Genomic DNA, 26,781 nt, shown 5'->3' with positions numbered 1-26,781 from the left:
TAGAAAAAAATAAAAACTAAAACAATTCTTTCTTTTTTATTGTATTACATTATATACATGCCCATTCGCTGTGTGTATGAAGACATAAATCCAAACTAAAATAAAGAGTCATCTCATCTACAGGATGACGCTATGAAAAACATAAATATGAAAACAACAACAAAAGGTATTTCGACCGTATGCAGGTTTGTTATGCTGTTTTTTGTCGGTCTTGGTCTTGGGACAGGCGCGGCCTATGCAAAAGATGGAGAAGCAAAACGTAAAAACAGCCTAGTTTCAGGTAATTTTATTACAGAATGGGATTTGAGTAAACCGCGACATCCTAGTGCGGGGGTGACAACGAGCATCAATTTTGGTGTGAATGTCAGTGGTACAGTTCACTATACATGGAGGAGTAGTGCAGGTGAGAGTGGTTCAGGGACTATCACTGCCAGTACGCCAAAACTTGAGATACGTGAGCTGCCCCAAGATGGTAAGATTACGTTAGAACTCGAGCCCGCGAATTTAACGGGGTTCTATATGAATAAGTCAGACGATAAACAGCGACTGGTGAATGTAGCACAATGGGGTACTGCTAAATGGTCGTCTATGGCGTATATGCTCTACGGATGTATTAGTCTAGATATAGATGCTGTGGATATACCTGACTTAAGCAGTACAGGCAGTGTGCAGGAAATGTTTACGGGATGTAGTTCCTTAACTGGTCCTCAGAATATAGCCGCGTGGGATATAAGCGAAATGATTTATATGTCAGGCATCTTCAAAGATGCGAGCTCCTTCAACCAGAATATCAGTGCTTGGGATGTTTCTTCCGGCACAGATATGTCCGATATGTTTTCGGGAGCCACTTCTTTCAATCAAAATCTTGGTTCGTGGAATTTGAAAGAAGTTACTAACCTGATTGGAGTGTTTGACAATTCAGGTATGGATTGTATGAACTATTCAGCGACATTGATGGGCTGGGCTGCGAATCCCAATACGAATATCATTACCGACGGTAGCCTCCATTTGGGCGCTACGGGGATCGAGTACGGTACCAATGCTCAAGCTGCACGTACGAAGTTGACTGGTGAAAACGGATGGCAGATTTACGGTGATGTTGACGGTAAAGGTATTTGTGAATCTGGAAGAGACTTTATCACCGAATGGGATATGAGCAAAACGGGGAGCTCAGCGGTAAATAGTCCTACAGCTATTACATTTAATGTGGAGGCAAATGGGCCTGTCGATTATATTTGGACAACATTGGATGGAACAACGGAGTCTGGTGTCCTTGCTGTGAACAACTCTAGAGCTACGATCCCAAATATACCAGTAGGTAGTAGATTTGTATTAAGTCTGGGATCTTCCAATTTAACCTATTTTGCTCTATATAATGCCGATTCCAGACGCTTGGTCGATGTCAAGCAGTGGGGGACCAGTAAATGGAAGTCGATGGAGAATGCCTATTCCAATTCCAGCCTGGAAAATGTCAGTGCTGAAGATATTCCTGATTTATCAGGGGTAACAAGTATGGAAGGTATGTTTCGTTCCAGCGGTAGCTTGTTGTCGGTAAGACATATCGGGCTATGGGATACCGACAACGTAAAGAATATGTCAAGTCTTTTCAGCTCTGCAGCATTGTTCAATGAAGATATTAGCCATTGGAAGACCAGTAATGTAGAGAATATGTCATTCATGTTTTGGCAGGCAGGAGCTTTTAACCACGCTCTTGACAGTTGGAATACTAAGAATGTAACTACCATGTCGAATATGTTTTGTGGTGCAGAAGTGTTTAACCAAGATCTTGACAGTTGGAATACCAGCAGCGTGACAGATATGCACGGTATGTTCGAAGGAGCTAAGGCATTTAATGGAAATATAGGCAGTTGGGATATCCGAAATGTAACCAATATGTCAATGATGTTTGAAAGTACAGAGAGCTTTAACCAAAACATCAGCAATTGGAAAATAGATGCAGCTGATAATATGGAGTATATGTTTCAGCATGCCAAAGTATTCAATCAGGATCTTAGCCAATGGAACACAGAGAATGTCACGGTGATGGGCTTCATGTTTAATGAAGCCAAGGCATTCAATCAGAATCTTGGTAGATGGAACTTGAGCAATGTAAATGGTATATCCAATATTTTTGATAATTCGGGTATGGATTGTATCAATTACTCGAACACACTGATCGGCTGGGCTACGAACCCCGATACACCAGATGACCTGTTCCTGGGTGGGGAAGGACTGACTTACGGTACCAATGCCCAAGCTGCCCACAATGTCTTGACGGTAGCTAAGGGCTGGGAAATAGCAGATGATGTAGCAGGTATAGAGGCTTGTGTGTCACCCAATTTGTTTATTACGGAATGGGATCTCAGTAAAAATTTAATCGCGGGTTATATTCGCTTCAAAGTTGAGGTTTCGGGAGAGGTAAGCTATACATGGGTCACCACGGACGGTACAAAATCGGGAGACGGGACGATATCTAACGGACAGACTGATGTTTATATTTCAGGACTGCCTGTGGGGAGTAAAGTCGTGTTGAATCTAGAATCTCAAAATTTAAAATATTTCTCGATTTCAGGGGGTGTTAAAGCGCACCTGGTCGATGTCAGGCAGTGGGGAACCAGTACATGGACGAATATGGAATGGGCTTTTTCAGGTGCGGAAAGTCTAACTGTAGTTACGGCAAAGGATATCCCAGATTTATCGCAAGTGAGGAGTATGTGGTATATGTTCGATGGTTGTAAAACATTGGTTTCTGTAACCAATATGGAATTATGGAATACAGAACATATCACGAAAATGGCTTGTCTTTTCCGTGGATCTACTCAGTTTAATCAGAATATCGGTAGCTGGAATACGAAGAATGTTGAGGATATGTCAGCGATGTTCTTGTGGGCAAAGTCCTTTAATCAGGATATTGGAAACTGGAATACTGAAAAAGTAAAGGATATGTCGACTATGTTTTCGGAGGCCGAAGCATTTAATCAGAACCTTGATAAATGGAATGTTGGAAGTGTAGAAAATATGGAGCGGATGTTTAACTATGCGTCATTATTTAATGGGAATATCGATAATTGGGATACCCAAAAGGTGACAACGATGGGATCGATGTTCTCTGGTGCATCGGCTTTCAATCGGGATATAACAGGATGGAATATCGAGCAAGTAGAGAATATGGAAAGCATGTTTTCGGAAGCGTCAGTCTTCAATCAAGACTTGAGCAAGTGGGATGTCCAGAATGTACAGGCGATGACAATGATGTTGTATAATGCCAAAGCATTCAACCAGGATCTGGGTGGATGGAATCTGAGTGCTGTTACTGACTTGTATCTTATCTTGGACAGTTCGGGTATGGACTGTTTCAATTACTCAAGTACGCTCAACGGTTGGGCAGCGAATCTGAATACGCCCGTTGACCTGCCTCTGGGGGGAGCAGGGCTCACCTATGGTCTTAGTGCTACGGAAGCACACGATAGGCTGGTCTCTGATAAAGGGTGGGATATCCCTGACGATATCGCCGGAATGGAATACTGTGCCGCACAGGTAGCGCAAACTATTGATCCGATAGCGGATATTGTGAAAATATACGGCGATCCAGCTTTTGACCCTGGAGCTACGGCGACATCAGGGCTGGAAGTGAGCTATGTGTCGGCTGATAATAGTATTGCTGAGTACAACAGCGCCAATAAAGTAATCGAAATCAAAAAAGTAGGTGTCGTAAGGATTACCGCTCAGCAACCGGGCAGCGTTAAGTACCTGGCCGCACCGGATGTTACTTTTGAATTGACCGTCAAACCGGCAGCGCTTACTGTTGCTGCACAAGCGAAAACAAAGATGTACGGTGATCGTGATCCGGAACTTAGTTATATGGTTAATACCAATGATCTGAAGAACGGGGATACCGATGCGGTGCTTACCGGTAAGTTGACCCGTATCCCAGGAGAAGACGTGGGAACTTACCCCATCGAACTTGGCAGCCTAGAGGCAACCAATTATACGATTGATTACGTGGGTGCCAACTTGGAGATTACCAAAGCTGCGTTGACGGGGCTTCTGCTAGAGGACGTTGAGTTCGATTACGATGGTACGGCAAAAAGCCTGCTGTTGAAAGGAACAGGAATTGAACTGCTGGATGTAGAGTATCATGGCAATAATCAGATCAATGCGGGCAGTTATAAAGTGACTGCCGAAGTAAAGGCGAATGCCAATCATGAGGGTGGTGTGTTTACAGCAACTTTGTTGATCCATAAAGCTAAGCAGACCATTACTTTCCATGCGCCAGAGGAGATCAAAAGAAGTACACCGACGATCACTTTGGAGGCTATTGCTACGTCGGGGTTACAGGTAGCTCTACATGTGAATGGAGCACCAATCAAGATGTCGACCAAGGAGGAAATACGAGAGCTTTTGAAGGGGGCGACGTTGGTAGTCACGGCAGTACAACCAGGCAATGAGAATTATGAGGCGGCTGTTCCAGTGGAAGCTACTATCCGTATTGTCGATGACGAAAAGAGTACGGTCATTCGTCCACATAGGGCTGTGTCACCTAACTATGACGGTATCAATGAATTCTTCCAACTGGACGGTATTGAAGATCATCTGGACAATAAGGTGACGATCTTCGACAAGAACGGTGTGGTAATGGCGGAAATTGTCGGGTACAACAATCAGGATAAGAAGTATACCGGCGAGTGGCACCGGGACGGTACTTATTATTACTACTTGGATGTCAAGGAGAACGGTAAGTGGAGAAGGGAGAAAGGATATTTTGTAGTAAGGAGATAATATGGAGATAAGGTTGTAAAGTTAGGTTATCAGGTTACGTAGTTATGGAGGTTATGACTTCCATAACTACGTAACCTCATTACTCGATAACTACATAACAAGATAACAAGATAATCCCGATGAAAAATCGGGATTCCGATAAATCGGAAGACACTAGACACGATAACTTGATAACATGATAACAAAGAAAATAATCCTAGGTATACTGTCCCTGCTTCCTTTGGCGGGGATAGCCCAGCACGGGGTGAGTTACAATCAGTTTGGGCAACTTCGTAACTCGTTCAACCCGTCCCTCAGTACGATGGATGAAGGAGGAAGCCTTGCTACGCTGGGACGCAGCCAGTGGACAGGGGTCGATGGGGCGCCCAAATCGGTGTGGGTTACCGGGCATGGTATGATCAAAAACTTGGGACTGGCCATCGGTGGAGATTTTAAGCACGCTTCACTGGGCGTGGTACGGGAGAATGAAATCACAGCCTACGCAGCTAAGGCGGTACAGCTGAGCGAAAATGAATACCTGAGTCTGTCCATGGGGGGAGGCGTACTCTTGTACGAGGGCAATTACCGCCAACTGGACGATCAGGATCCCGCCTTCTGGGAAGATGTACGGGGTACGGCGGGTGTGCTGAGTGTCAGTACGTCCTACTACCAAAAAGATAAGTTTTATATCGGTGTGGCGATGCCGCGCTTTTCCCTCAAGCGGAATACAGATCGGGAGTACGAATTCCGGGATGTGATCTATGTGACGGGAGGGATGCTGATCCGCTTGGATGATACCTTCAAGCTGCGCCCGTCTTTCTTGGTGAGTCACATGCAGGAAATGTCGCCACGATATGATATCAGTGTGCTGGCCTTTGCGGGGCCGAAGATCGGCCTGGGGATGGGCGTACAGAATCAGGGTGATCTATCGGGACTGCTGCAGCTCAATTTTGGCAACTTTGGCGTGGGCTACAGTTATCAGTTCAGTGTCAATGGGCATACGCTCAACCAAAAGATATCGACCAATACACATGAGGTAGGTTTCCGCTATCGCATTGGAGGAATAGGATTATTGTAGGGAGACTAGGCCGTACAAGCTGATAAGATAAAACCGTGAAGCGATGAAGCTTTACGGTTTTATTTTATAGCGGCGTGTAGATCGTGCAATCTAACACGGTTTATTATTTGCTTTTGAAAAATACCACGGTGCCATTTTTTGTAAGGATGGCTTCGGCCTGGTGTTCGGTAAAGGTATAGTTCTCATTGCTATACTGAATACCCGAAGCAGTAGTGTCTTGCGTCATATGAATCGTGTCCTGACCAAAAACAACAGTAGCGGTACCAGCTGTATTGTCAAACGTCAAGTTGAGCTTGTTTCCCTTGTCGTCGGTCAAAGAATCCACGATAAGCTTGGTTTCCTCTGTCTTTACAGGAGTTTCTATGGTTGTAGATTGATCTTCCGTAGTTTGCTTATTGCCATTCTGGCAAGCGGTTGTACCCAATAAAGCGCCCATGAGCAATAGGCTCCAGTATCTTTTTTCCATTGTACATATATTTGTTGTATACAAAGTTATAAAAAAAAAGCATTTAATTGCTTAGGTAACTAATGTGGTTTTTCTTCTGTTTAACATAATTAAATTTATCTGTAACAATAGGGAGAAAGTAAGGAAAGGACTGAACAATAACGCCAATGGCTTGTTAGCTTAAATAAAGTAACAATTATTCAGATACGACTTGCCTATGTCTTTACTTACGGTAAATGAAAATGGATTGTACTGCAAACAGGGGGATTTTTATATCGATCCCTGGCGACCTGTAAAAGTGGCGTTAATCACGCATGGACACAGCGACCACATGCGGTGGGGGATGAAACATTATATCTGCCATCACCACACGGTACCTATCCTGAAATTGCGATTGGGCATAGAACAGTCGGTAGAGGGAGTGGAATACGGCGAGGCATTGGAGATGAATGGCGTCTCGGTCTCTTTTCATCCGGCGGGACATATTATTGGATCGGCACAGATACGACTTTCCTATCAAGGTGAGGTATGGGTATTTACCGGGGATTATAAGATGGAACCCGATGGCGTTAGTGTGCCGTTTGAATCGGTACCATGCGATCACTTTATTTCTGAATGTACATTTGGCCTGCCTATCTATCGTTTTCCAGCACAGACCCTGCTCTATCAGGAGATTAATGATTGGTGGCGGTCTAATGCGCAACAGGGATATAATACCGTGCTGTACGGTTATGCATTGGGTAAGGCGCAGAATATATTGGCTCATCTCGACGGGGCGATTGGTGATATTTATCTCCATGGGGCAGTTGCGAATGTCAATGATGCGCTCGAAGAGGTCGGTTATCAGTTCCCGGGTAGGCGTATAGCGACAGATAGTGACCGGCGTACTATGGAGGGGGCGTTGATCGTGGCGCCGCCATCGGCTGATAATACGCCCTGGGTGAGGAAGCTAAAGCCCTATAGAGAGGGGATGTGCAGTGGCTGGATGCAACTCCGGGGATCGCGGAGAAGACGATCGGTAGACAAGGGGTTTGCGCTGTCGGATCATTGCGATTGGAATCAGTTGAACAGCGCTGTGGAACGGAGCGGTGCTTCACATATTTACCTGACGCATGGCTATGAAAGTAATTTTGCACGTTGGGTAGCCGAACGATATGGTAAGCAGTCGGCTGTATTGAAAACGCTTTATAACGATGAGATGGAGGAGGAGGGATGGATTTCGTAACCTTGTTTGAACATCTGGACAGCACGACAAAGACCTCGGAAAAGGTAACCGCGATAACGGATTATCTTCACGCTGCGGATGAAACGGAAAAATTGTTGGCAGTCGCCGTATTAATGGGGTATAAGCCCAAAAGACCTGTCAAGACAACCGAACTCCGGCTCTGGGCTGCTGAGATAACGGAAATACCACTGTGGCTGCTGGAGGAGTCGTATTATGTGGTAGGGGATCTGGCGGAGACGCTTGCGCTGCTGCTCACTGCGGATCACGCTTCGGATGTGTTCGAGCTGCGGGCTATTTTGCAGGATATCATGCTGATGCCGACCTATTCTCCTGCACAACAGCGACAGGCTATAGAGGCCTATTGGAAAAAGTTTGGGGGTACAAGTCTGTTTCTGTTCAACAAGTTATTGACCGGCAATTTCAGAGTAGGGGTATCGCGAAAATTAGTGGTCAGGGCGCTTTCGGAATATCTGGCGATGGAAGAAGCCGTGGTGGAGCACCGTGTCATGGGCAAATGGGATCCCTTCGAAGAAAGTTTTAATACCCTGTTCCATCAGCAACTGCTGGAGGAAAAGCACTTCTTACCTTATCCTTTTTTTCTGGCTTATCCCGTGGATCCTGTTCTTTTTGATGGTGCAGCGATTGAAGATTGGATCGTGGAGCCTAAGCTCGATGGGATTCGTGGGCAGATCATCGTCCGGCAGGGCGAACTATTTGTATGGAGCCGGGGAGAGGACTTGATGACCGAGAAGTTTGTCGAGTTTGACGAACTCACCACGATATTGCCCGATGGTACCGTCCTGGATGGGGAGATCATTCCCTGGAAGAATGGGCGACCATTGGATTTTCAATTGATGCAGACCCGTATCGGCCGCAAGAAGATAAGCCGAAGGCATCTGGAGGATGTGCCACTGGTGATGGTCTGTTATGATATCCTGGAGTGGAAGGGTATCGATCAACGTGATCGACCGCTGCTCGAACGGCGTGCGCTCTTGGAGCAGGTCTTACAGACCTACCCAGTAGAAAATAGATTGAAATTATCCGAGATAAAGACGTTTGACAGTTGGGAAGCGGCAGATCTATTTCGGGTCGAAGCCCGGCAGCAACAGGCCGAGGGACTGATGCTCAAGCGTAAGGACAGTCCCTACGAGGTAGGGCGCAAACGGGGCAATTGGTGGAAGTGGAAGACGGATCCGATGACGGTAGATGGCGTACTTATATATGCGCAGTCGGGGCATGGCCGACGTGCTAATTTATTCACGGATTATACCTTTGCGGTATGGGATGGGGATGCCTTGGTGCCTTTTGCGAAGGCTTACTCGGGACTGACGGATAAAGAACTGTTACAGATTGACCAATGGATCAAACGCCATACGGTAGAAAAATTTGGCCCTGTACGCAGTGTCCAGCCAGTGCTGGTATTTGAGTTGGCGTTTGAAGGAATCAGCCGGAGTTCGCGGCACAAGTCGGGAATCGCCCTTCGATTTCCACGGATCTTGCGCTGGCGCAAGGATAAGACTGCGGCGGAAGCGAACACCAAGCAGGATTTGTTAAATTTGATAAACGCTAAGCATGAATCCAATAGCTGAGGTTTGGTTTTTTAATCAAGGGTGGCAGCCGCATGGTTTTCAGAAGGAGACCTGGAAGGCTATTGCAGCGGGGAGATCCGGCCTATTGAATGCACCGACGGGCTTCGGTAAGACCTTTGCCCTGTGGTTTGGCATTCTGCAGCATTATTATGAAGACAAACACTTTCGCCGACGGCAGAAGAAATTTAAAACAACTAAGCTGCATGCGCTATGGATAACACCGCTGCGGGCCTTGTCGAAGGAAATATATAAAGCCACACAGGCGGTGAGTGCCGAGCTGGAACTGGATTATCGGATCGAATTGCGTACAGGGGATACGACTACTGCGCAACGGCAGAAGCAACGTACATCTCCGCCGCAGGCACTGATCACCACGCCAGAAAGTGTCCACTTGATCTTAGCATCCAAAGGGGCAGCGGATTATTTTAAGCACCTGGAGTTTATCGTGGTCGATGAATGGCATGAGTTGATGGGCAGTAAGCGTGGTGTACTTGTCGAGTTGGCATTAAGCCGATTGAAGGCCATCAATCCCAAACTGAAGATATGGGGCGTGTCGGCTACCATCGGAAATCTCGAGGAAGCGCAGAAAATATTGTTGGGGAAAGACCATAAAGGGGTATTGGTACGGGCGCAAATACAGAAGAAACTATCGATCGAAACTGTGTTTCCGGACAATTTGGAGCGATTTCCCTGGGCAGGTCATCTGGGGATCAAACTCTTGGATAAGGTGGTCGATATCGTGAATCGCTATGGAACGACACTGATCTTTACCAATACACGATCGCAGGCTGAAATATGGTATCAGCATATCATTACGGCCTATCCGGAGTTTGCAGGACTATTGGCCATACACCACGGCTCCTTGAGCGATGAGATCAGGCAGTGGGTCGAGCAGGCCCTGCATGAGGGTAAACTCAAAGCTGTGGTGTGTACCAGCAGCCTGGACCTGGGTGTTGATTTTCGCCCTGTGGACTGTGTCGTACAGATCGGCTCACCTAAAGGGATAGCGCGCTTTTTACAACGTGCTGGCCGCTCGGGGCACCGCCCTTATGAAACCTCGCATATTTACTATGTCCCTACCAATTCGCTGGAGATTATTGAGGGTGATTCGCTGAAATACGCAGTTGCACATCATATTGTCGAGCAGCGCATACCGTATATCCGCAGCTTTGATGTACTCCTGCAATACCTGATGACCTTGGCGGTAGGGGATGGTCTAGAGGCAAATGTGGTTTTTGAGGAGGTCAAGAAGACGCATTGTTTTGAAAGTATCACGGAGGACGAATTTGCACAGTGTATGGCTATGCTGGTCCACGGTGGTAAATCATTGTCAGCTTACGCTGATTTTCACCGCTTGGTATTGGTCGATGGACTGTATAAGGTCGAAAGTCGCAAGTTGGCGATGCGGCATCGCCTCAGTGTTGGCGCTATCGTATCTGATCTCATGATGCGTGTGAAATTTATGTCTGGGAAATACTTGGGGAGTATCGAGGAGTCCTTTATCTCCCGATTGAAAGCAGGGGATGTGTTCTGGTTTTCCGGAAGACAGCTGGAACTGATACAGGTTCGCAATATCGAGGCGATCGTCAAGCCCAGTACACGCAAGACGGGGGTAGTCCCTTCGTGGATGGGTGGGCGCTTTTCTATATCGCCGGATCTAGGTGTCGCTATCCGGCATAGCTTTAGCCATATCCATAAGAGATCGGGGAAAAGCGACGAAATCAAATTCCTGCAACCTTTATTTAAGGAGCAGGAGAAGCGATCGGGATTGCCTCAGGAAGATGAATTATTGGTCGAGTATATCCATACCAGGTATGGATATCATCTTTTTGTGTACCCATTTGAAGGAAAACTTGTGCATGAGGGCGTGGCGCAGGTATTGGCGTATCGCTTTGGAAAGATACAACCCGTGACTTTCAGTATCGCAAGTAATGAATATGGCTTTGAACTGCTGTCCGCTACACCGTTTTCGATCGACCAAAAGCTGATTACCGAATTGCTTGCTCCAAGCCACCTGCATCAGGATATTACGGCAGGTATTAATGTACAGGAAATGGCACGGCGACGCTTTAGGGATATTGCCGGTATTGCCGGTTTGGTGTTTCAGGGGTATCCCGGAAAGCAGATGAAGAGTAAGCATCTACAGGCCAATGCGGGACTGTTCTTTTCGGTTTTTGAGGACTACGATCCCCAGAATCTCCTATTGCGGCAGGCTTATGATGAGGTTTTTGACTTTCAGCTGGAGGAAGGACGGATGCAGCGTGCCTTTGATCGCATCAGTAGTCACCGCATTGTCCTGACTTTCCCCGATAAGTTGACGCCATTTGCATTTCCTATCTTCTCGGAGTCGTTTCGGGAGCGGTACAGTAATGAAGATTGGCAAAGTCGCCTGGAAAACTTAAAATTGCAATTGGAAGGAAAAATCGAATAATGGAAAGGCTACTGTATTGGCGGGGATTGGAATTACAGATGCTGGTGGACAAGGTCTTATATATCTCAGCGTATGGTATGCTGGTGTTGTCCGATTGGCATCTGGGTAAATTAGGTCACTTCAGACAAGAGGGGATATTCGTCCCGCCTATGCAACTGCAAGGGGAGCTGGCGAGGCTGAGTGGATTGTTGGAAAGGCTTCCTGTACGGCAGGTGGTATTTCTGGGTGATCTGTTTCATTCGGCCTGGAATCGGGAATGGGATGACCTTATGGAATACTTGCAGGGAGTTAAGGGGGTGGACTTTATTCTAACCATCGGGAACCATGATGTACTTCCCGATGCTTTTTTACGGGACTCTCCCCTGATCGTGGTAGACAGCCTTTCGCTCGAGGAAGGAGTGGTCTTGTCCCATGAACCGGTCCATGTGTCCCCCGAAATCTTGAATATTGTGGGGCATGTACATCCCGGGACGGAAATCTATGCCAAGGGAAGGCAACGCTTTAGGCTTCCTTGTTATCATCTGCAGGGTAATGTGCTTACGCTTCCAGCATTCGGTCAGTGGACAGGGCTGCATATATGTAGAAAAACAGTCCATAATAGGTTGTTCGCTATTATGGGCGACGAAATTGTAGAGGTGTTATAGTTTGCTTTTATACGGGGGCACCGCTATGATGAAGTGCCACCGTATGTATATGAGAAGAAAGCATTAGGATCTAATCTCCCGTCGCATGAAAAGAGCATAGGATACGGCGAATAGAAGTAGCGTAAATGCGATCAGCCCACTCAATTGAGGCCATACCAGCATTAAACTATTTCTTAGCGATATACTACTTGGTATAGCTCCGGCCATTTGTTCCATAGATACGGGACCCAAACTTCTGACCATCGGCATCAGAAGCGTTGTAGAAGCATCCACATAGAGTTGACTTGGAGATATCCGAAGAATATTTAGGATTACCTCATTATAATAAGCTATTTTGTCTGCAGAAAGATAATTTGGATCTGGAATAAAAGCTTTTATCGCAATATTGATAACCACTTGAAAAAAAACCGTGAAGAATAGCCATATACCTATTGCTGTCAATGCCGAGGTGGCAGGTTGCCTGAAGCGAATGGATAACAGGACTGCAATACTAAGCCAAAAACCTACGTATAGCACAGTCATCCCATTAAAAGCTAGTATACGGACGACTTCCTGCCATTCGATAGGGATACCACTGATGCACATAGCATAACCCACAATTAGAAAAGTCAGAGAGAAGAATAATATAGCGACAATCAATAAAGGGGCGAGAAATTTGGCTAAGATAAGATTGTCTCTATACAGCGGCTGAGCCATTAGACGTATTAATGATCCATTATTGTTTTCCGAGTTGACTGCATCGAATCCCAGGCTAATGCCTAATATAGGTGCAAGGAAGCTGAGGAATATATGAAATGCAGGAATGGAATCATCTGTCAATGTCAATAGCTTGAGGTAGAAAAATGAAGTACTGCTGTTATCAGTGGCTACAAATGCGGATTTAATATTGCTTAATGACGAGTACATTGATGCGATAAATGTCAATACAATCAATGTTAACAATATGATGAATCTCCAGCTTCTGATATGCTCGGCCACTTCTTTGCGCAACAAGACACGCAGGGGAGATCGGACTTCGTTACCCCCGTTGCTTTCTGAAAAACGTCTTTTTAAAGACTCCTTTAGATTTTTCATTACTAACACTTAGATTTTTTTCGTTTTTGAAATATTCGAGATAGATTTCATCCAATCCATAGGTTTTCTGTTGGACACCTATTAAATCATATCCCTTTTGAACTACATATCGTACCATCTCAGCGGTCTGGTCATGGGTAGACATTATTTCCAGTTCGTCTTCGTGTACAATTACCTCCTGCACACCAGATAGAGCTTGCATGTCCTTTTCCAATTGATCGGATACAGGTTTGTCGCTTGGAAATCGCAGGACGGTGACGTATCCGTTTTTATTAAATAATTGTTTTGATAAACTGGGGATATCACCATTTGCCAACAGCTTACCATCCACAAATATTCCAACACGATCGCAGACCTGCTGTACATGATGGAGGTGGTGCGAGGATAGGAGCACGGTCAACTGTTCTTCTTCGTTCAGTTTTTTGATGAGAGCAAGAAAGTCCTTCACACCGCTCGGATCAATACCGAGCGTAGGTTCGTCCAGGATAATCACTTCAGGCTTTTTGATCAACACATCAGCGAGCCCTAAGCGCTGCTTCATGCCTCTGGAAAATGTAGCAGTTTTTTGGTGCATATTGTTTTTCAGTCCAACGATATCCAGCAATTCGATAGCCTTTATTTGGGCTTCATTTTCAGAAAGACCGTTTAGCCTACCGATAAAAGAAAGATTCTCGAGCGCAGTCATATGTCCATAAAATCCTAAGTTATCAGGTAAGTATCCGACTTTCTGTTTTACGGCAATAGGGTTACGTGTAGCATCATGCCCACATACATGCGCTTGTCCCGATGTAGGTTCGCTAAGCCCCAGCAGCATAAGGATTGTTGTCGTCTTGCCAGCTCCATTTGGCCCCAAAAGGCCATATATTTCACCCTTGTTTATATCAAGGAAAAGGTTGTCTACAGCAATTTTATTTTTATAATGCTTGGATAACCCTCTTAGTTTTATAATAGGATTATTCATATCTGTTCGATTTTCAATTGTTTTTAACCAGCTTACCGCCTACCGTATTTTCGAATCAATATATAAATAAAGCCAATAGCCAGAATGATCAATAACATGCCCAGCCAACCGGTCAGGAGCGAAGTTTTGATCTCCATCCGGTATGCCAAAGAAGATTCGAGGTTACTGTTTTTAGCCGATACATTGACCATATAATCACCGGCTATAGTTTTGTCTGGAACTTTAATATTGACTTTTACATCCTTTGTCTTACCAGGTTCGAGTTTGTCTATTTTATCCACTTCGAAGCTCGATTCCCATTTTGAAGGCAATTGTGTCGTCAGTTCAATATTCTCCAAAGGCATGGACCCCGTATTTTTTATCGTAAGGAATATCTCTTTCTTACTTCCAGTTGTCGTATTACCGCTTAGTACCTGGTTTTGAGTAGAGATTTCCATTTTGTAGGTGCCCTTTATAACAGATTCCAGCTTGACCACCGCGGTATCACCTTGGTTTATAGCTCTAACTGGGATGATATGTTTTTTTATATCCGCAGTATACGATGGTGTTATTTCTATACTAATCTCTTTACTGGTATTTGGCTCTACGTTGATTGACGTTACCTGCATACCCTCGGTTTTATAGGCAACTGACCATCCCGGGGGCAAGCTAGATTGTAGCTCATATATTTTTTCCTGTCCACTTGGGTTAGTGATAGAACCATTATATCGGAATACCTCTGTAGAAGGAGCCTCCAGATTGATCAATCTCACTTTGAAATTTGGACTTAAAGCATTGTTGGCTTCCTGAGCCGCTACATTTTGGACAGCGAGTGATGCAGGGATACATGCGAGAATTAAAGCTTTTGATACGATTCTCGACTTCAGATGTTCGGTAATAATGAATCCTTTAAACATGATGTAATAACTAACAATTATATATTAATAGCTTTTAGAAAATGTCTTGAATAAAATTGTACCTTTTTAGGTCTAGAATCCAAAATTAGCTTTTGTAGATATTTGCGTCAAGTATAATTTTAAAAAAATTGCGCCTCTTACTTTTTTTAATAAATATTTTTGTCCCGTCCTAAAGCGATGGTGAGCAGTTCAATGCTGGATTTCAGTAAGGTTCTCGAGAGTATTCATTCTGTTACTAAGAATATAAACATCAAAAAGGTTTAAGAGCGGTACTGACTCTTCTTCAGTTCAAACCAATCTGTTATGTCACCATCATAGTCAAAAGTCTCCGTAAGTTCAAAGCCTAGTTTCGTCAAAACGTTTTTTGATTTTTTATTATCAGGGTCAGTTATCGCAAAAACGACGTCAATCCTTAACTGTTTAAAAGCATAATCTAAAATTGCTCTTGAAGACTCGCTTGCATATCCTTTACCCCAATGCTTTGTTTTAAATCGGTATCCCAACTCATAAAAATTAATACGATTATTCAGCGGTTCCCTATAATATTTCAATCCAGCCCAGCCTATGCATTCATTCGTCTCTTTATTGATCACAGCCCAGCGCGCTACTCCATTTTCTTTGTATTGCCGTTTTAGCATTTTGATTACCGCCGTAATTTCAGCAATTGATTCTACGGGTTTGTTTTCAATGTATAAGTGTACTGCAGGATCAGAATCCATTTCAAAGAGATCTTTTTCATCACTAAAATCTAGTTCTCTTAATATAAGTCGAGGTGTTTCTGCTATCAGCTTCATGATTTTGCTTTCTTAAATATATCAAATAAGGCACAGATTATAAAATTACCTCGCTGTACAGAGTCGGGTTGTGTTTTACTAGCAATTTGTTAAAGATCGTGCTGTGCTTTATACTTCACTGTTGGTTAGTAAGTAACTTGCCAAAGGGAAGAGACAAAATGATCACCATTTAACATAAATATACTTTGTCGGTATTTTGAAATTCGATATGAATAGGGGATAGTGGGGTATATTTGTCTTTGACTTTTGTAACACAAGGTTACGTAGTAGTACAATTAGATCCTACGATTTATGTCGATACAGGATTAGGTAGAGGGCATACAATTTTTTGAATTGACTATGGTATACATCAGAACTCCTGTAGTGTTGTTGCTCTTGAAGCGAAAAGGGGGTAAGCATTTCGGCGCTAAAGATATTATCATCTGCACAGATTTTACTTATCATATTAATGAAATGAGTAATGGTCATGCACACTGAAAATAAAACCTATACTAATCAGTGTACATGACCATATATTATAAAAGAATATTAAACAGCGACTTTACGTTCATTTTCGCGCTCCCATATCCGATGACCTTTCATGATCGTTATGAAACGATCTTTGATTTCTCCATCAGATTCCAATACAATACCATTATCTATATTCTTTGCGCTAATCAATGTCAATCTCAATAAATCTTCTGCCTGTTTTGCAAAAGCTATTGCTTTGCAATGTCTGAAAGCTTCATTTATAAACTGTATATAATCAGGTTCCTGCGCCAACAGATGGATAGAATCACCTGCAGGCGTATAAAATGCATCGAAGCATACTGAAGCATCCGTCAGATAAGTGTGCTGTATTTCTTCCTGGCCTCCTTCCATAAAAGATAGCATACCGACTTTTGTACTTACCAATACTACTTCTGCACCTTCTTTTTGCAAAGGTATTCTCAATTTATCAATACTGCTTTTACTGACCCCGTCAGCTACGAGGAACGCAATTTTACGAGTCGCTATTGTTCCTTGGCCTGGTTTCGTAGCCATACTTAAGGCAGCAGAAGTCATGATTTCTGGTTTAGGCGCTTTGATTGGGTAATTGGGATGGTTGGCTCTTGCGAATTGCAATGTCAGCTCATCTAGGGTTTTTGACGGTTCTAAGCCCAGATTCTTTCCGACCGCAATTGCCAGTTCGGGTTCCACCTGATATAACACAGCCAATTCTCGACGCCGCACGTCAATATCATTTACTTTAGAAAGTTCAAAGCTAAATGCGCTTATGATATGTTTTTGTTCAGGTGTGGTCTGCGAATGGTAGAAAAGTCTAGCTTGGGTAAAATGATCTGCAAACGAAGGACTTCTTCCTCTTATTTTTTTTGCGTCTATCTTTTCGTTATGCGATTCAAATCCTTTTTCTCCCTTCAGTAGCGCATGGTATGGGCAACCACCACCTAGGCTGTTTGGAAAATAGGACACCTTGCCTTTCAGAATATCCTGCCTGCCGATTCCATCTTTTTGATTGTTGAACTTACCTTCTACGGGTCTATTGATAGGCAATTCATGAAAGTTAGGACCACCCAGGCGATAATTCTGTGTATCGGCGTATGAAAACATACGTCCCTGTAGTAGCGGATCGTTACTGAAATCGATTCCTGGGACTAACCGGCCCGGATCAAACGCTACCTGTTCCGTTTCCGCGAAAAAGTTCTCTGGATTACGGTTCAGTGTCATCGTCCCGATTAGTTTTACAGGAACCAGCTCCTCAGGGATCAATTTGGTAGGATCCAATATATCAAAGGAAAATTTCATTTCATCTTCTTCAGGTATCAATTGTACGCCCAGATCCCACTGCGGGTAGTTCCCCTTGTCAATAGCCTCCCAAAGATCCCTACGATGGAAATCCGCATCATATCCTGATATTTTCTGAGCTTCCTGCCAAGCAACCTGATGCACGCCCAGTCTAGGCTTCCAGTGAAATTTAACAAACGTAGCTTTCCCTTTTTCGTTTATCAATTTAAAAGTATGTACACCAAAGCCTTCCATCATGCGCAATGATCTCGGTATCGCTCTATCGGACATTATCCAAAGGGACATATGTGCAGCTTCAGGCATCAATGATATGAAGTCCCAAAAAGTATCATGGGCCGATGCCGCTTGTGGCATTTCATTATTCGGCTCAGGTTTTACTGCGTGGACCACATCGGGAAAATTCATCGCATCCTGTATAAAAAACACTGGAATATTGTTCCCTACGAGATCATAATTACCTTGTTCCGTATAAAATTTAACCGAAAACCCTCTGACATCCCGAGCCAGATCTGTAGAGCCCTTAAATCCGGCCACAGTAGAGAAACGTACAAATACAGGAGTTTTAGTCCCTTTCTCCAAAAACTGAGCTTTAGTATATTTCGATATATCTGCCGTTGCTTCAAATATTCCGTGTGCACCAGACCCTCGAGCATGTACAACACGTTCAGGAATCCGTTCTCTATCAAAGTGGGCCAGCTTATCCTGGTATATAAAATCTTCCAACAATGATGGTCCTCTTTCGCCTGCTTTCAGCGTGTTATTGTTGTCATGAATAGGAACCCCATCATTTGTTGTCATTCGCTTACTGCTGTTATCTATCACATGGCTATCGATGATTTCTGTTTTTTTGTTTGTGTTTTTATTTTTCATGGCACAATATTTATTTATAAGCTGGTTGTATATTCTCTAATCGTAATGGGGTATTTTGATTCATCAGGTTTTGGTTTGGGAAATATTGCCCCTATTTTATAGCGATCGTTTATTCCTTGTTTTAGATACCTGGCATCAAAAGAATAACAAGTTTTAAATGGAAAAGTTTTAAGAATTCTATAATCGGATAAAAAGCTGAGAGTGAGAACTGAATACTTTTCGGAGAACGGGTTGTACTGTAAAAGAAAGCCGTCCCGAATTTAATTCCGGACGGCTTTCTTTTATTTAATGTTTCTGTTTATTCAGGGTGATCTATCCAATTCCATGTAGTGTGCCTGGGCTACGAGAAAAGCAAAAACATTCCCGAATATGATTGAGTTATGTACATGCCATCCTCCTGCAGAAGTACCCGCTTCTGGCGAACTCGACTGTGCCGCTCTTCCATATGCAGTATGCGCGACGGGGAAGTTCTGCTGGTTGGTTGCATAGGGCTCAATGGTGGTACTGCTGTATTGGCCCCATTGCTTTTCGTTGGATAGAAATCCGGTATCACCTACATAGAATAAATTAAATGTCTTATGACGGAACATAGATACACTACCTGGCTGTTGATTGTTTCTATTCACCGCTGATTCCGTATAAACAAATATTTTCTGCTTTTCACTCGCTGGTATGTTTTCTATATAGAAAGTCGATGAACCATCCTGCCCCCAGTATTTTCCGCGGGTGTCACCAAATGGCCAGCCCAGTACGTCAGAGTCTACATTATTTAATTTGTAAATAGAACCACTTACATCATATAATTTCATCGTTACCGCAGAAGAGTTAAATATCCGTTGGAAGAAAGCTTCCGGTCGTCCATAATTTGCATTTTCTATCATTAAGAATACAACTCCTCCTCGTCGGATGTATTTTTCCAAAGCATCATAATCTGCCACTGTGAATCCCGAAAACATACCAGCTATTATAATGTCAGGATAGTTTGCCGGATTGGCTAAGGCATCCCGTAGCTTATTTGCTCCAGAGGTCTGTACATCATGTGTAAATCCTTCCACCCGTAAGTATTCGCTGACAGAGCTGAAGTTTCTTACATCCCGTAGGAATGCTCCTGATGCTTTGTCGGGGTTGGATGCGGCATAGCTGTATACCGAATTACCTTCGATATGCAGAATAGTCTTTCTAGGTATCACTTTGTAGATATCGATTTTGGCATAGTGTACCTTTCCTTTTCCTCCTGTACTGAATGCGAAGGTCCGGTTTTGGACACTTAAGTTTTCGACCGGTAAGTTTTCTGTGATCCCGTTAGGTAGTATGACGGAGAGTTGATCTATGTCAAGTGTATAACTACGCGCTGTGAGCTCTGCTGTGTAATACCGAGCTTCTACCTGACGCTGCGAATCATCTTCTACCACAGTAAATGTCAGATTATTAAGCGGCACTGTAGAGAGTGCAGCCCCCATAGTACCGTTTTTTATGTTGAAAGCCCCAGTCTTGATACTCGTATTCTGTGCAAATTTAGCCAATAGGGTAGATATGTTGCCGAATAGCCCACGGGTATCCAATCGCACTTTTACCTGTTGCAATTGGTGCTTAAACACGATTGCTACAGGGGTATTACCCGTAGCGGTAGCAGTTACCGTTCCTCGTGCATATAGAAAAGGCCTGTCCGCTCTCGTCTGTACTTCTGGATTGTTCGAGTTTAAAGGGGAGATGTTTTCTTGGCTGTCGTAGGAATAGGCGTACCATTCATACGATTGGTTCTTTACGACATCCAGTTCGAGCTTAGTACCCGATACGGCTTGTACCGAATGATCAATCTTTTGAGTTGCTGTATTGAAAAGTACGAACCAGTATTTTACCCCTACTTCCATAGGAATATCTATCGCTAGGGGATTGATTCCTGCAACTGCCATCTGTTTGCTAGGTGACGGCTGTTGTTTGACTTTATCAAGGGTTTTTTGGAAGTTGTTTTTTCCAAAAGAAAGATCGTCTCCTACTGCAGCCGTGATATCCATTTCTATATCATCCAATTTGACGGTTTCCTTTTTGAAAATAGTTTCTCCGCTGGATAGTCTGACAGTACTCGACGAAGCTCTGCCTTTTGTACCAGGAATAAGATCTTCGCCTGTGACGCTCCCCACAGTGATGCTTAGTTTGGTCGAACCATCGGGCAGTACCTCTGTGTCCATCTCTTTTGAACAAGAAGAAAATACTAGAATGACCAAAGTGATTAATGTTAAAGAACAGGATATCCTAGATACCGTTCTCCTGATATCTAATTGTGTTTTTATCATATTATTTCTCATTAAAAAACCCAGTCTTTTTCGATTGTTTCGACCTCTTCCTCTGTTATCCAAGGTTGATTGTTTGTCCCACCGCCACCTGGGCTAACTCTTACCGATGAGGCGGCAATGCTGTGTTCTAATTCAATTTTTACAGTAGTAATTTGTGGCGGGATGTAGTGTTTCTTTTTTTTGTTCATGTTTTTCGCGACGGCTAAGAGTTGATATCCTATATTCTATAAGGAGGTAGATCCATATAGAATAGGTTTTATCGAATAAAGTGCATCTTAAATTACGTATGTGCTGTTCAAAATACATTTTAAGGTATTTTGCTTTTTCTGAAGAAAGCTTTAGTGGTACAATACTTTCAACTCGAAATGATTCAACTTGTTTGTTAGCGAAGATAACGAAGGTTGTTTAATTAACTACCGTTCTTTATATACTCAAAAATACTCAAAGGATGTTTAAAAGCTGGAAGGAATGATTTTAGGGGTGCTATAGCATGGTAGTTTATTTGCAGTATGTAGCGCTGAAGCGAAAGGTATTATTATAAGATAGAAGAATGTCTTTACGAACGGAGTGATTTCGGATACATTGATAGATTCACTTCTAATAAAAAGCAAATTCTAAAAAGTGTTATTATCTTGTTTTTTTTGTGACTGAGTAGATTTGAGTATATCTTTTTAGGTAGGTTATCAGTCTTTTGTTTTATCATAGTACTAGTGATATAATTTGATATTTATCCTTAATTGAAGATGAGAAACGAAATATGACTTAAAAGATAGTATGAACAAGAAAAAACCATATGTAGCCCCTTCTCTATATATTGAGTATATAAGTCTTGAAGAGAGTATTGCTGCGAGTTCAGCGAAAGTCACTGGTGGCGAGAATCAGGACAATCTCCATACACCGGGGGTGCATCTGTGGGGAGAAGAAATCGATGGAGGAAAACAGCGAGGCGATTATTAATTCTATTTTAAACCAATAAATTTTGAATGTATATGTTGTCAACATTTGCTTATAAACAGGGTTTGATTTTTTGTGTTCTTGCTTTGGCCCTTCCAGGTTGTTCTAAAAAATCAGATGATGACGGATTGAAAAATCTCACTACTGATGCTTCCTTAGCTATTTCCGTAAAAGGTATTCAGGAAGATTTTAATATTAATACTACATTAAAAATGTCCAGTAATGCGGGTGAACGTCGTCTTTCTCAACAATCTAATGATGGAACTGCAATAGATATAGTTACACATGTGGACTTTGATGCCGTGTTGTCTGTTGGTTCTTTTTCTGATCGACACAACTTATCTGTAGACAAACTTTATTCTTCCCATCGTCCATTGGCGAATTTGCAGAATGTAACTTCAAAACCAATGGCTCAAGGCGTAAAATATCGACTTATACTCCGGCAGAAAAGTAATGGACACGTAGTGTATAACGATGTAATGACTTCTGGTGCAGATTTTAAAATTGATGTCGTGAAAGGTCAGACTTACGAATGGATAGCTTACTCTTATAACAGCGAGACTGTACCTCCGGCTCCCTCATCTTCAAATTTAGCCAATGCCACAATAACTACCGGCGAGGGAGAAGACCTACTTCACGCTACTGGAGAAGTCACTGTAGTAAATACAGCCAGTCCCAACGCTCCGATTGTCATGCCCTTGGGAATCGTCTTCAAGCACAGCCTGCGCCGCGTCATGGTAGAGCTCAATACGATGGGAATGTTTGCCAACCTTTTGGAAGCAGAGATAGAGTTGATGGATGATTATTTCAGAAAAGGTGTTATGAATGTCTCCAGTGGGGTTGTAGTGGATCAGCAGGTGATCACAGGAAAGCGAGCCCAGACTACCCATAAGGCTGTTGACGGGTATGAGTATAATGATCGACGGGCGTTCTATTTTTACACCACAAGAACAGATGATATCAATAATTTTAGGGTCACTCTAAAGCGGTTTAAAATAGCATTGGACGAACCTGGTCTTACCCGAGAATTCAATACACCTGTTACATATACTTTTGCAAAATTGCCCGCAGGAGCACTCGGAAGATCCGTATTAGCCAAGATTGATCTTGTAGAGTCGGCATTGACCGTAGGCGGGGTAGCGTGGGCGAGATCTAATTTGTATTATCAGGCAGGGCATAATCCTTACAGATTTGGACATATGAATCGAAAGAGTCGTGCAGATAACACTTTCTTTACAGCATTTACAATTCATCCGAGAGGTGTTGGTAACCGTGTAGCGGGGGATCCATGCGAATTTGTTTATCCCCAAGGTTTATGGGCAACACCAACTAAAGACCAACTTGAAAGCCTTAAAAATTCGACTTCAGTAATCTTTGGTAACTATGGTACAAATATTAGTTTTACACCTATCAACGAGAATACTGCAGCACCCTACCCGCATTCCAAACTCCACTTCAACCTAAACGGGAGGATAAACGGAGGATTACTCGGAATACTTGTGCATAGTGGAGAGGATAGAACTGTAGAGATATGGTCAGATAACAGAACGATTGATCTGCTAGGCCTGGCCAATTTGGGAATAAGTTATTTTAAAGGTGAAAACCATCAATTTGGAGGAGCTTTGGGACTGAGTAATACAAGGACAAGAAATGTATCCACTACATTACTTGGGGATGTTGAGCTTTTAGGGCTCAGTCTGATCGCTGCAGAAGGCTATAGAAATGTGAGATGTGTCAGGAAATAGCTCTTTTGGGTATTGCCGACGCTTGATAAAAATAGTAATCTATTAAGGCTATGTCTCAATAACTTCTTAGGTATGTAGTTTAAATCTGTTTTTCGTATACATTTACATCCCCTGTTTGATATATATATATAGCTATTAGCCTTGAGCTACTTGTTCGTGTTTTTTATGTTTTAAATAACTTTTTGGATTACAGTTTGTTATATAGTTGTAAAACCTTTATGAAATAGATCTAATTATGTTAGGATTTGTAAAACTGCGTATCTCCATATTAAGGGAACTTAGGGCTTTAGGGTTTAATATTCTTCGTTCTTCAGCTTCTCCAGATGATAATGATCCGAATTGGATACCCGGAAGAGTTAATCTCGATGTTTGTGTAGGAAGTACTGGCGATCATGCTAATGTCGGGGTTCTAGATTCTGAACAGCAAAAAGTCCTATTTATTGAAGAAGCATTACTTAAGTTCAAAGATGAAGACTTGACAGGGAAGGTCTTTTACATATACAATGAGTGTGAGGAGCAGGTATCCCGAACTTAATTCGGGATATCAATCTCTCCATGAAGGCCTTGGTCATTTTTATTTCCAGTTATTGCACTGTACATTGTAAGGGCATAGGATAATAGTTTATGATGTTTAGTGTTCCAATAATGCGCTTTTTGAGGTTTTACACGTATCAATATAATGTTAGGATCTTCACGCCCCTTTTCAAACCACCCTTCCACCATCTTATTCCAGTACCTGTCAACTCTTTTTTCGTCCCGTACGAGATCTGCATCTCCAGTAACAGCAAGAAATTTGAAGTCTTTAGGTGATGAAAAGTATAGTTGTATCGCACTATCTGCTTTTATATTTTCACATTTGTTACTGTCGAGTGATGCTAGAAACCAAATTGCCCCTTCGTCATCCACTTCTTGCACGCTCATCGGGGTAGAGTCAGATTGTTCGGATTTGATGTTCGTACAAAAGAAGCAAAAGTCTATTTCTTCTGCTAGCTCTTTCAATTTTGCTATAGCATCTTTTCGGTTGTTAATGTTTTCCTCACTCATAGTATAATTGTTTTTGTTAAGAATAGTAATGCTAGGAAAAATCTGGAAGTTTAACCCCAGAATAGATCTTATCTTTCGACAAGCAAACTGTTTGTATATTTAAAGAACAAGACAAATCAAAATTAGTTTATCACTGTCTTGTTATTTCTGTTTCCGTATGTAATGGACATTGCCAGCGGCCATCGGTACGCACCCAGGCAGAAGTACACACACAATCTAATTTAGTAGTCCGTCCCTTTGTCGTGTATTCTAACGTAATGTTGTATCCCAATACTACATAGTCTTCAGAAACGATACTGACCTGTTCGTCTGTGATATCTACAGAGCTGATTGTATCATTTTTAGTATCCTCAAACATCTTGGCAAAAGTATCTTCATCAATATTCCGCACACCTTGTTTTCCGGCGACTATGCAAGGAAAAAATGTTAGTTCCTTTACTGTTTCGAAGTCATGGTTTGCCATTGCATCCCAGTATTTCTTTTCCAGAATTATAATTTCATTTCTCATAATCTTTTTGTTATAAATAACCATTATTGCTTATAAATAGTTTTTTAATTTTAGGTCTATTAATTGCTGGTTCGATTCGAAATGCCATTATTTCTTTGATAATATGCGTTTTCCGAGAGGGAGTTGGGGGCTACTCCAGCATTGGGGCGCTGATGATCTTACCATCACGCTGTCGAGATGTGTTAAGTATAGAAGGGTTGTTTAAGTTGCTTATTTGTAGGGTGATGATGTTTGTTGAATTAGGGGGGTGAGGAGATGGGAACGTGGAATTGCTAGCTCATAATTGATTCTCACAGCACCATGTTTAATTATCGTAATGCTTATTGATGAGCTAAATTCATCACCTTCCTAGGATACCTCTCCGCATAGTTAATGATCAGCTGTGCCATATAGTGATTTCCGGCATAGCGGGTCAGGTTGTCGCGTACATCATCGATGTCGCTGAGCTGACACCCGCTATCGATGTAGCCCATGCCGTAGAAATTGCCTTTTTCAATAAATACACAGCTTTTCTCATTGCCATCGCGCCCCTTATCAAATAGCGCAAATGTAGGGCGGCAACGTTGCAGTTCCTCGAGAGCCGACTCCACCAGCGCATTATGTTCATCTACAGGAGGTAGGTGCGCCATGATGGCCGTCTGTGCGATATCCTGGCGGGATAGCTTCGTATTGGTAAACGAACATAGGCGCGTATCTATACCGTACCTATCCACCAGTCCCGAGAGTAATTTCACGGCATCATATTCGCGGTTCACCATCATACAGCAGGTGTGAAATTTAGAGAGTTTACCCACGGCTAGGCGTTTGTAGCCAGCCATATCCTCGTACACAAATAGCCCAAACTTCGGTTCATACTTTTTCAGCGCACGATTATGTGCAGGCCATAACCTTTTTATCTCCGCACATTCGAGCAAGAGCGCCATGAGCTCCGTAGCGCATATTTCCGAAGATATCGCATATATCTCCCTCATAAAGTTCTGCCTCTGCGGATTGATATTGTGTCCAGAGAAGTGCTGTCCCACCCGTTTCTTAATATTTAGCGCCTTGCCCACATAGATCACCTTACCTTTCAGGTCATGAAAGTAGTATACCCCTGGGCGTTCCGGCAAGGCTTCAAACTGATCCGCGGGAAGGTTAGGGGGGAGGCGTTGATCTTTCGACGACTTTTTAATCATTCCTGCTATTACTCCGTCTTCGTCCCATTGCAGTAAGCGGCTGAAGAGGATTGCCGTAGCCTCACAATCGCCACCTGCACGGTGTCTGTTCAGGATAGGGATGTCCAGATCATCGCAGAGGTAGCCAAGGCTGTAGGAGCGGTGGCCGGGCTTTATCTTGCGTGCCATGCGAACCGTGCAGAGCTTCTTTGCAGCCCATTTGATACCACATTCGGCCAGCTGATGTTTGATAAAAGAGTAATCAAAGTTCACATTATGCGCCACAAAGATTCGACCTTCCAGCATTTCAAACACACGCTTAGCAATATCACCAAAGACAGGTGCATGCCGAACCATCTCGTTGTCTATGCCTGTGAGAGCAAATATGGCAAGCGGAATATCCTTTTCCGGGTTGATCAGCGAATCGAAGGATTCAATCACTTCCTTACCATTGTGTATGCGGATCGCGATCTCCGTCATACGGCTACCTCGGGCATTCCCGCCCGTAGTTTCAATATCTACAATTGCGTAT

Annotated in this window: 20 protein-coding genes; 9 read left to right on the top strand and 11 right to left on the bottom strand. The window is 43.2% G+C overall.

Features of this window, described 5'->3' with window-relative positions:
• The first annotated feature begins 147 nt into the window (after positions 1-147).
• Complete coding sequence (locus M472_RS44800; protein WP_158499945.1) at positions 148-4,779, top strand: BspA family leucine-rich repeat surface protein; 4,632 nt, start codon at positions 148-150, stop codon at positions 4,777-4,779.
• A 175-nt stretch (positions 4,780-4,954) separates the two neighbouring features.
• Positions 4,955-5,836, top strand: a complete 882-nt coding sequence (locus M472_RS42735) for a PorP/SprF family type IX secretion system membrane protein (protein WP_021072107.1) — start codon at positions 4,955-4,957, stop codon at positions 5,834-5,836.
• A gap of 103 nt (positions 5,837-5,939) precedes the next feature.
• On the opposite strand, the gene M472_RS42730 is transcribed toward M472_RS42735, so the two are convergent.
• Positions 5,940-6,302, bottom strand: a complete 363-nt coding sequence (locus M472_RS42730) for an MliC family protein (RefSeq protein WP_021072106.1) — start codon at positions 6,300-6,302, stop codon at positions 5,940-5,942.
• Between the two features lie 196 nt (positions 6,303-6,498).
• Between M472_RS42730 and M472_RS42725 the strand changes: the two genes are divergently transcribed.
• From M472_RS42725 to pdeM, 4 genes are read left to right on the top strand one after another with little or no spacing between them, the layout of a single operon-like run.
• The gene (locus tag M472_RS42725) at positions 6,499-7,506 is read left to right on the top strand and encodes a ligase-associated DNA damage response exonuclease (RefSeq protein WP_021072105.1); all 1,008 of its coding nucleotides are present in this window, start codon (positions 6,499-6,501) and stop codon (positions 7,504-7,506) included.
• Positions 7,494-9,095: an ATP-dependent DNA ligase gene (locus M472_RS42720; RefSeq protein ID WP_021072104.1), complete on the top strand. Its 1,602-nt coding sequence runs from the start codon at positions 7,494-7,496 to the stop codon at positions 9,093-9,095. Before M472_RS42725 ends, M472_RS42720 begins: the two co-directional genes overlap by 13 nt.
• Positions 9,079-11,526 carry a ligase-associated DNA damage response DEXH box helicase gene (locus M472_RS42715; protein WP_021072103.1) on the top strand — a complete coding sequence of 816 codons (2,448 nt, stop codon included), beginning with the start codon at positions 9,079-9,081 and terminating at the stop codon, positions 11,524-11,526. The genes M472_RS42720 and M472_RS42715 overlap by 17 nt, the downstream gene beginning before the upstream one ends.
• Positions 11,526-12,170 (top strand): ligase-associated DNA damage response endonuclease PdeM, encoded by a 645-nt coding sequence (gene pdeM, locus M472_RS42710; RefSeq protein WP_021072102.1) that lies wholly within the window; start codon positions 11,526-11,528, stop codon positions 12,168-12,170. Before M472_RS42715 ends, pdeM begins: the two co-directional genes overlap by 1 nt.
• A gap of 63 nt (positions 12,171-12,233) precedes the next feature.
• On the opposite strand, the gene M472_RS42705 is transcribed toward pdeM, so the two are convergent.
• The 7 genes from M472_RS42705 to M472_RS45695 all read right to left on the bottom strand — a co-directional run bounded on the left by M472_RS42705 (position 12,234) and on the right by M472_RS45695 (position 21,032).
• Positions 12,234-13,244 carry an ABC transporter permease subunit gene (locus tag M472_RS42705; RefSeq protein ID WP_021072101.1) on the bottom strand — a complete coding sequence of 337 codons (1,011 nt, stop codon included), beginning with the start codon at positions 13,242-13,244 and terminating at the stop codon, positions 12,234-12,236.
• Complete coding sequence (locus M472_RS42700; RefSeq protein WP_021072100.1) at positions 13,189-14,205, bottom strand: ABC transporter ATP-binding protein; 1,017 nt, start codon at positions 14,203-14,205, stop codon at positions 13,189-13,191. Before M472_RS42700 ends, M472_RS42705 begins: the two co-directional genes overlap by 56 nt.
• 32 nt (positions 14,206-14,237) lie before the next feature.
• On the bottom strand, positions 14,238-15,101 hold the full coding sequence (locus M472_RS42695) for a COG1470 family protein (RefSeq protein ID WP_021072099.1): 864 nt from the start codon (positions 15,099-15,101) through the stop codon (positions 14,238-14,240).
• A 260-nt stretch (positions 15,102-15,361) separates the two neighbouring features.
• Positions 15,362-15,895 (bottom strand): GNAT family N-acetyltransferase, encoded by a 534-nt coding sequence (locus M472_RS42690; protein ID WP_021072098.1) that lies wholly within the window; start codon positions 15,893-15,895, stop codon positions 15,362-15,364.
• A 528-nt stretch (positions 15,896-16,423) separates the two neighbouring features.
• A complete protein-coding gene (locus M472_RS42685; RefSeq protein WP_021072097.1) occupies positions 16,424-18,550 on the bottom strand; it encodes a catalase in 2,127 nt (708 codons plus the stop codon).
• Positions 18,551-18,852: 302 nt separating this feature from the next.
• Entirely contained in the window at positions 18,853-20,844 is a 1,992-nt protein-coding gene (locus tag M472_RS42680; RefSeq protein ID WP_144062797.1) for a hypothetical protein, read from the bottom strand.
• An 11-nt stretch (positions 20,845-20,855) separates the two neighbouring features.
• A complete protein-coding gene (locus M472_RS45695; RefSeq protein WP_021072095.1) occupies positions 20,856-21,032 on the bottom strand; it encodes a hypothetical protein in 177 nt (58 codons plus the stop codon).
• A 586-nt stretch (positions 21,033-21,618) separates the two neighbouring features.
• Between M472_RS45695 and M472_RS42675 the strand changes: the two genes are divergently transcribed.
• The 3 genes from M472_RS42675 (at position 21,619) to M472_RS42665 (ending at position 24,078) form a co-directional block, all read left to right on the top strand.
• Complete coding sequence (locus tag M472_RS42675) at positions 21,619-21,801, top strand: hypothetical protein (RefSeq protein WP_021072094.1); 183 nt, start codon at positions 21,619-21,621, stop codon at positions 21,799-21,801.
• Positions 21,802-21,833: 32 nt separating this feature from the next.
• On the top strand, positions 21,834-23,543 hold the full coding sequence (locus M472_RS42670; RefSeq protein WP_022829448.1) for a hypothetical protein: 1,710 nt from the start codon (positions 21,834-21,836) through the stop codon (positions 23,541-23,543).
• A 235-nt stretch (positions 23,544-23,778) separates the two neighbouring features.
• Positions 23,779-24,078: a hypothetical protein gene (locus M472_RS42665; protein ID WP_021072092.1), complete on the top strand. Its 300-nt coding sequence runs from the start codon at positions 23,779-23,781 to the stop codon at positions 24,076-24,078.
• On the opposite strand, the gene M472_RS42660 is transcribed toward M472_RS42665, so the two are convergent.
• From M472_RS42660 to M472_RS42650, 3 genes are all read right to left on the bottom strand, one after another.
• Entirely contained in the window at positions 24,075-24,587 is a 513-nt protein-coding gene (locus M472_RS42660; RefSeq protein ID WP_021072091.1) for a pyridoxamine 5'-phosphate oxidase family protein, read from the bottom strand. The genes M472_RS42665 and M472_RS42660 overlap by 4 nt on opposite strands.
• A 130-nt stretch (positions 24,588-24,717) precedes the next feature.
• Positions 24,718-25,095: a nuclear transport factor 2 family protein gene (locus M472_RS42655; protein ID WP_031302039.1), complete on the bottom strand. Its 378-nt coding sequence runs from the start codon at positions 25,093-25,095 to the stop codon at positions 24,718-24,720.
• A 320-nt stretch (positions 25,096-25,415) separates the two neighbouring features.
• A complete protein-coding gene (locus M472_RS42650) occupies positions 25,416-26,729 on the bottom strand; it encodes an exonuclease domain-containing protein (RefSeq protein WP_235049546.1) in 1,314 nt (437 codons plus the stop codon).
• Positions 26,730-26,781 lie beyond the last annotated feature (52 nt).

It is taken from the genome of Sphingobacterium paucimobilis HER1398, from assembly GCF_000416985.1.
Lineage (GTDB): Bacteria > Bacteroidota > Bacteroidia > Sphingobacteriales > Sphingobacteriaceae > Sphingobacterium > Sphingobacterium paucimobilis.
This window is presented reverse-complemented; position numbering and strand designations above follow the sequence as displayed.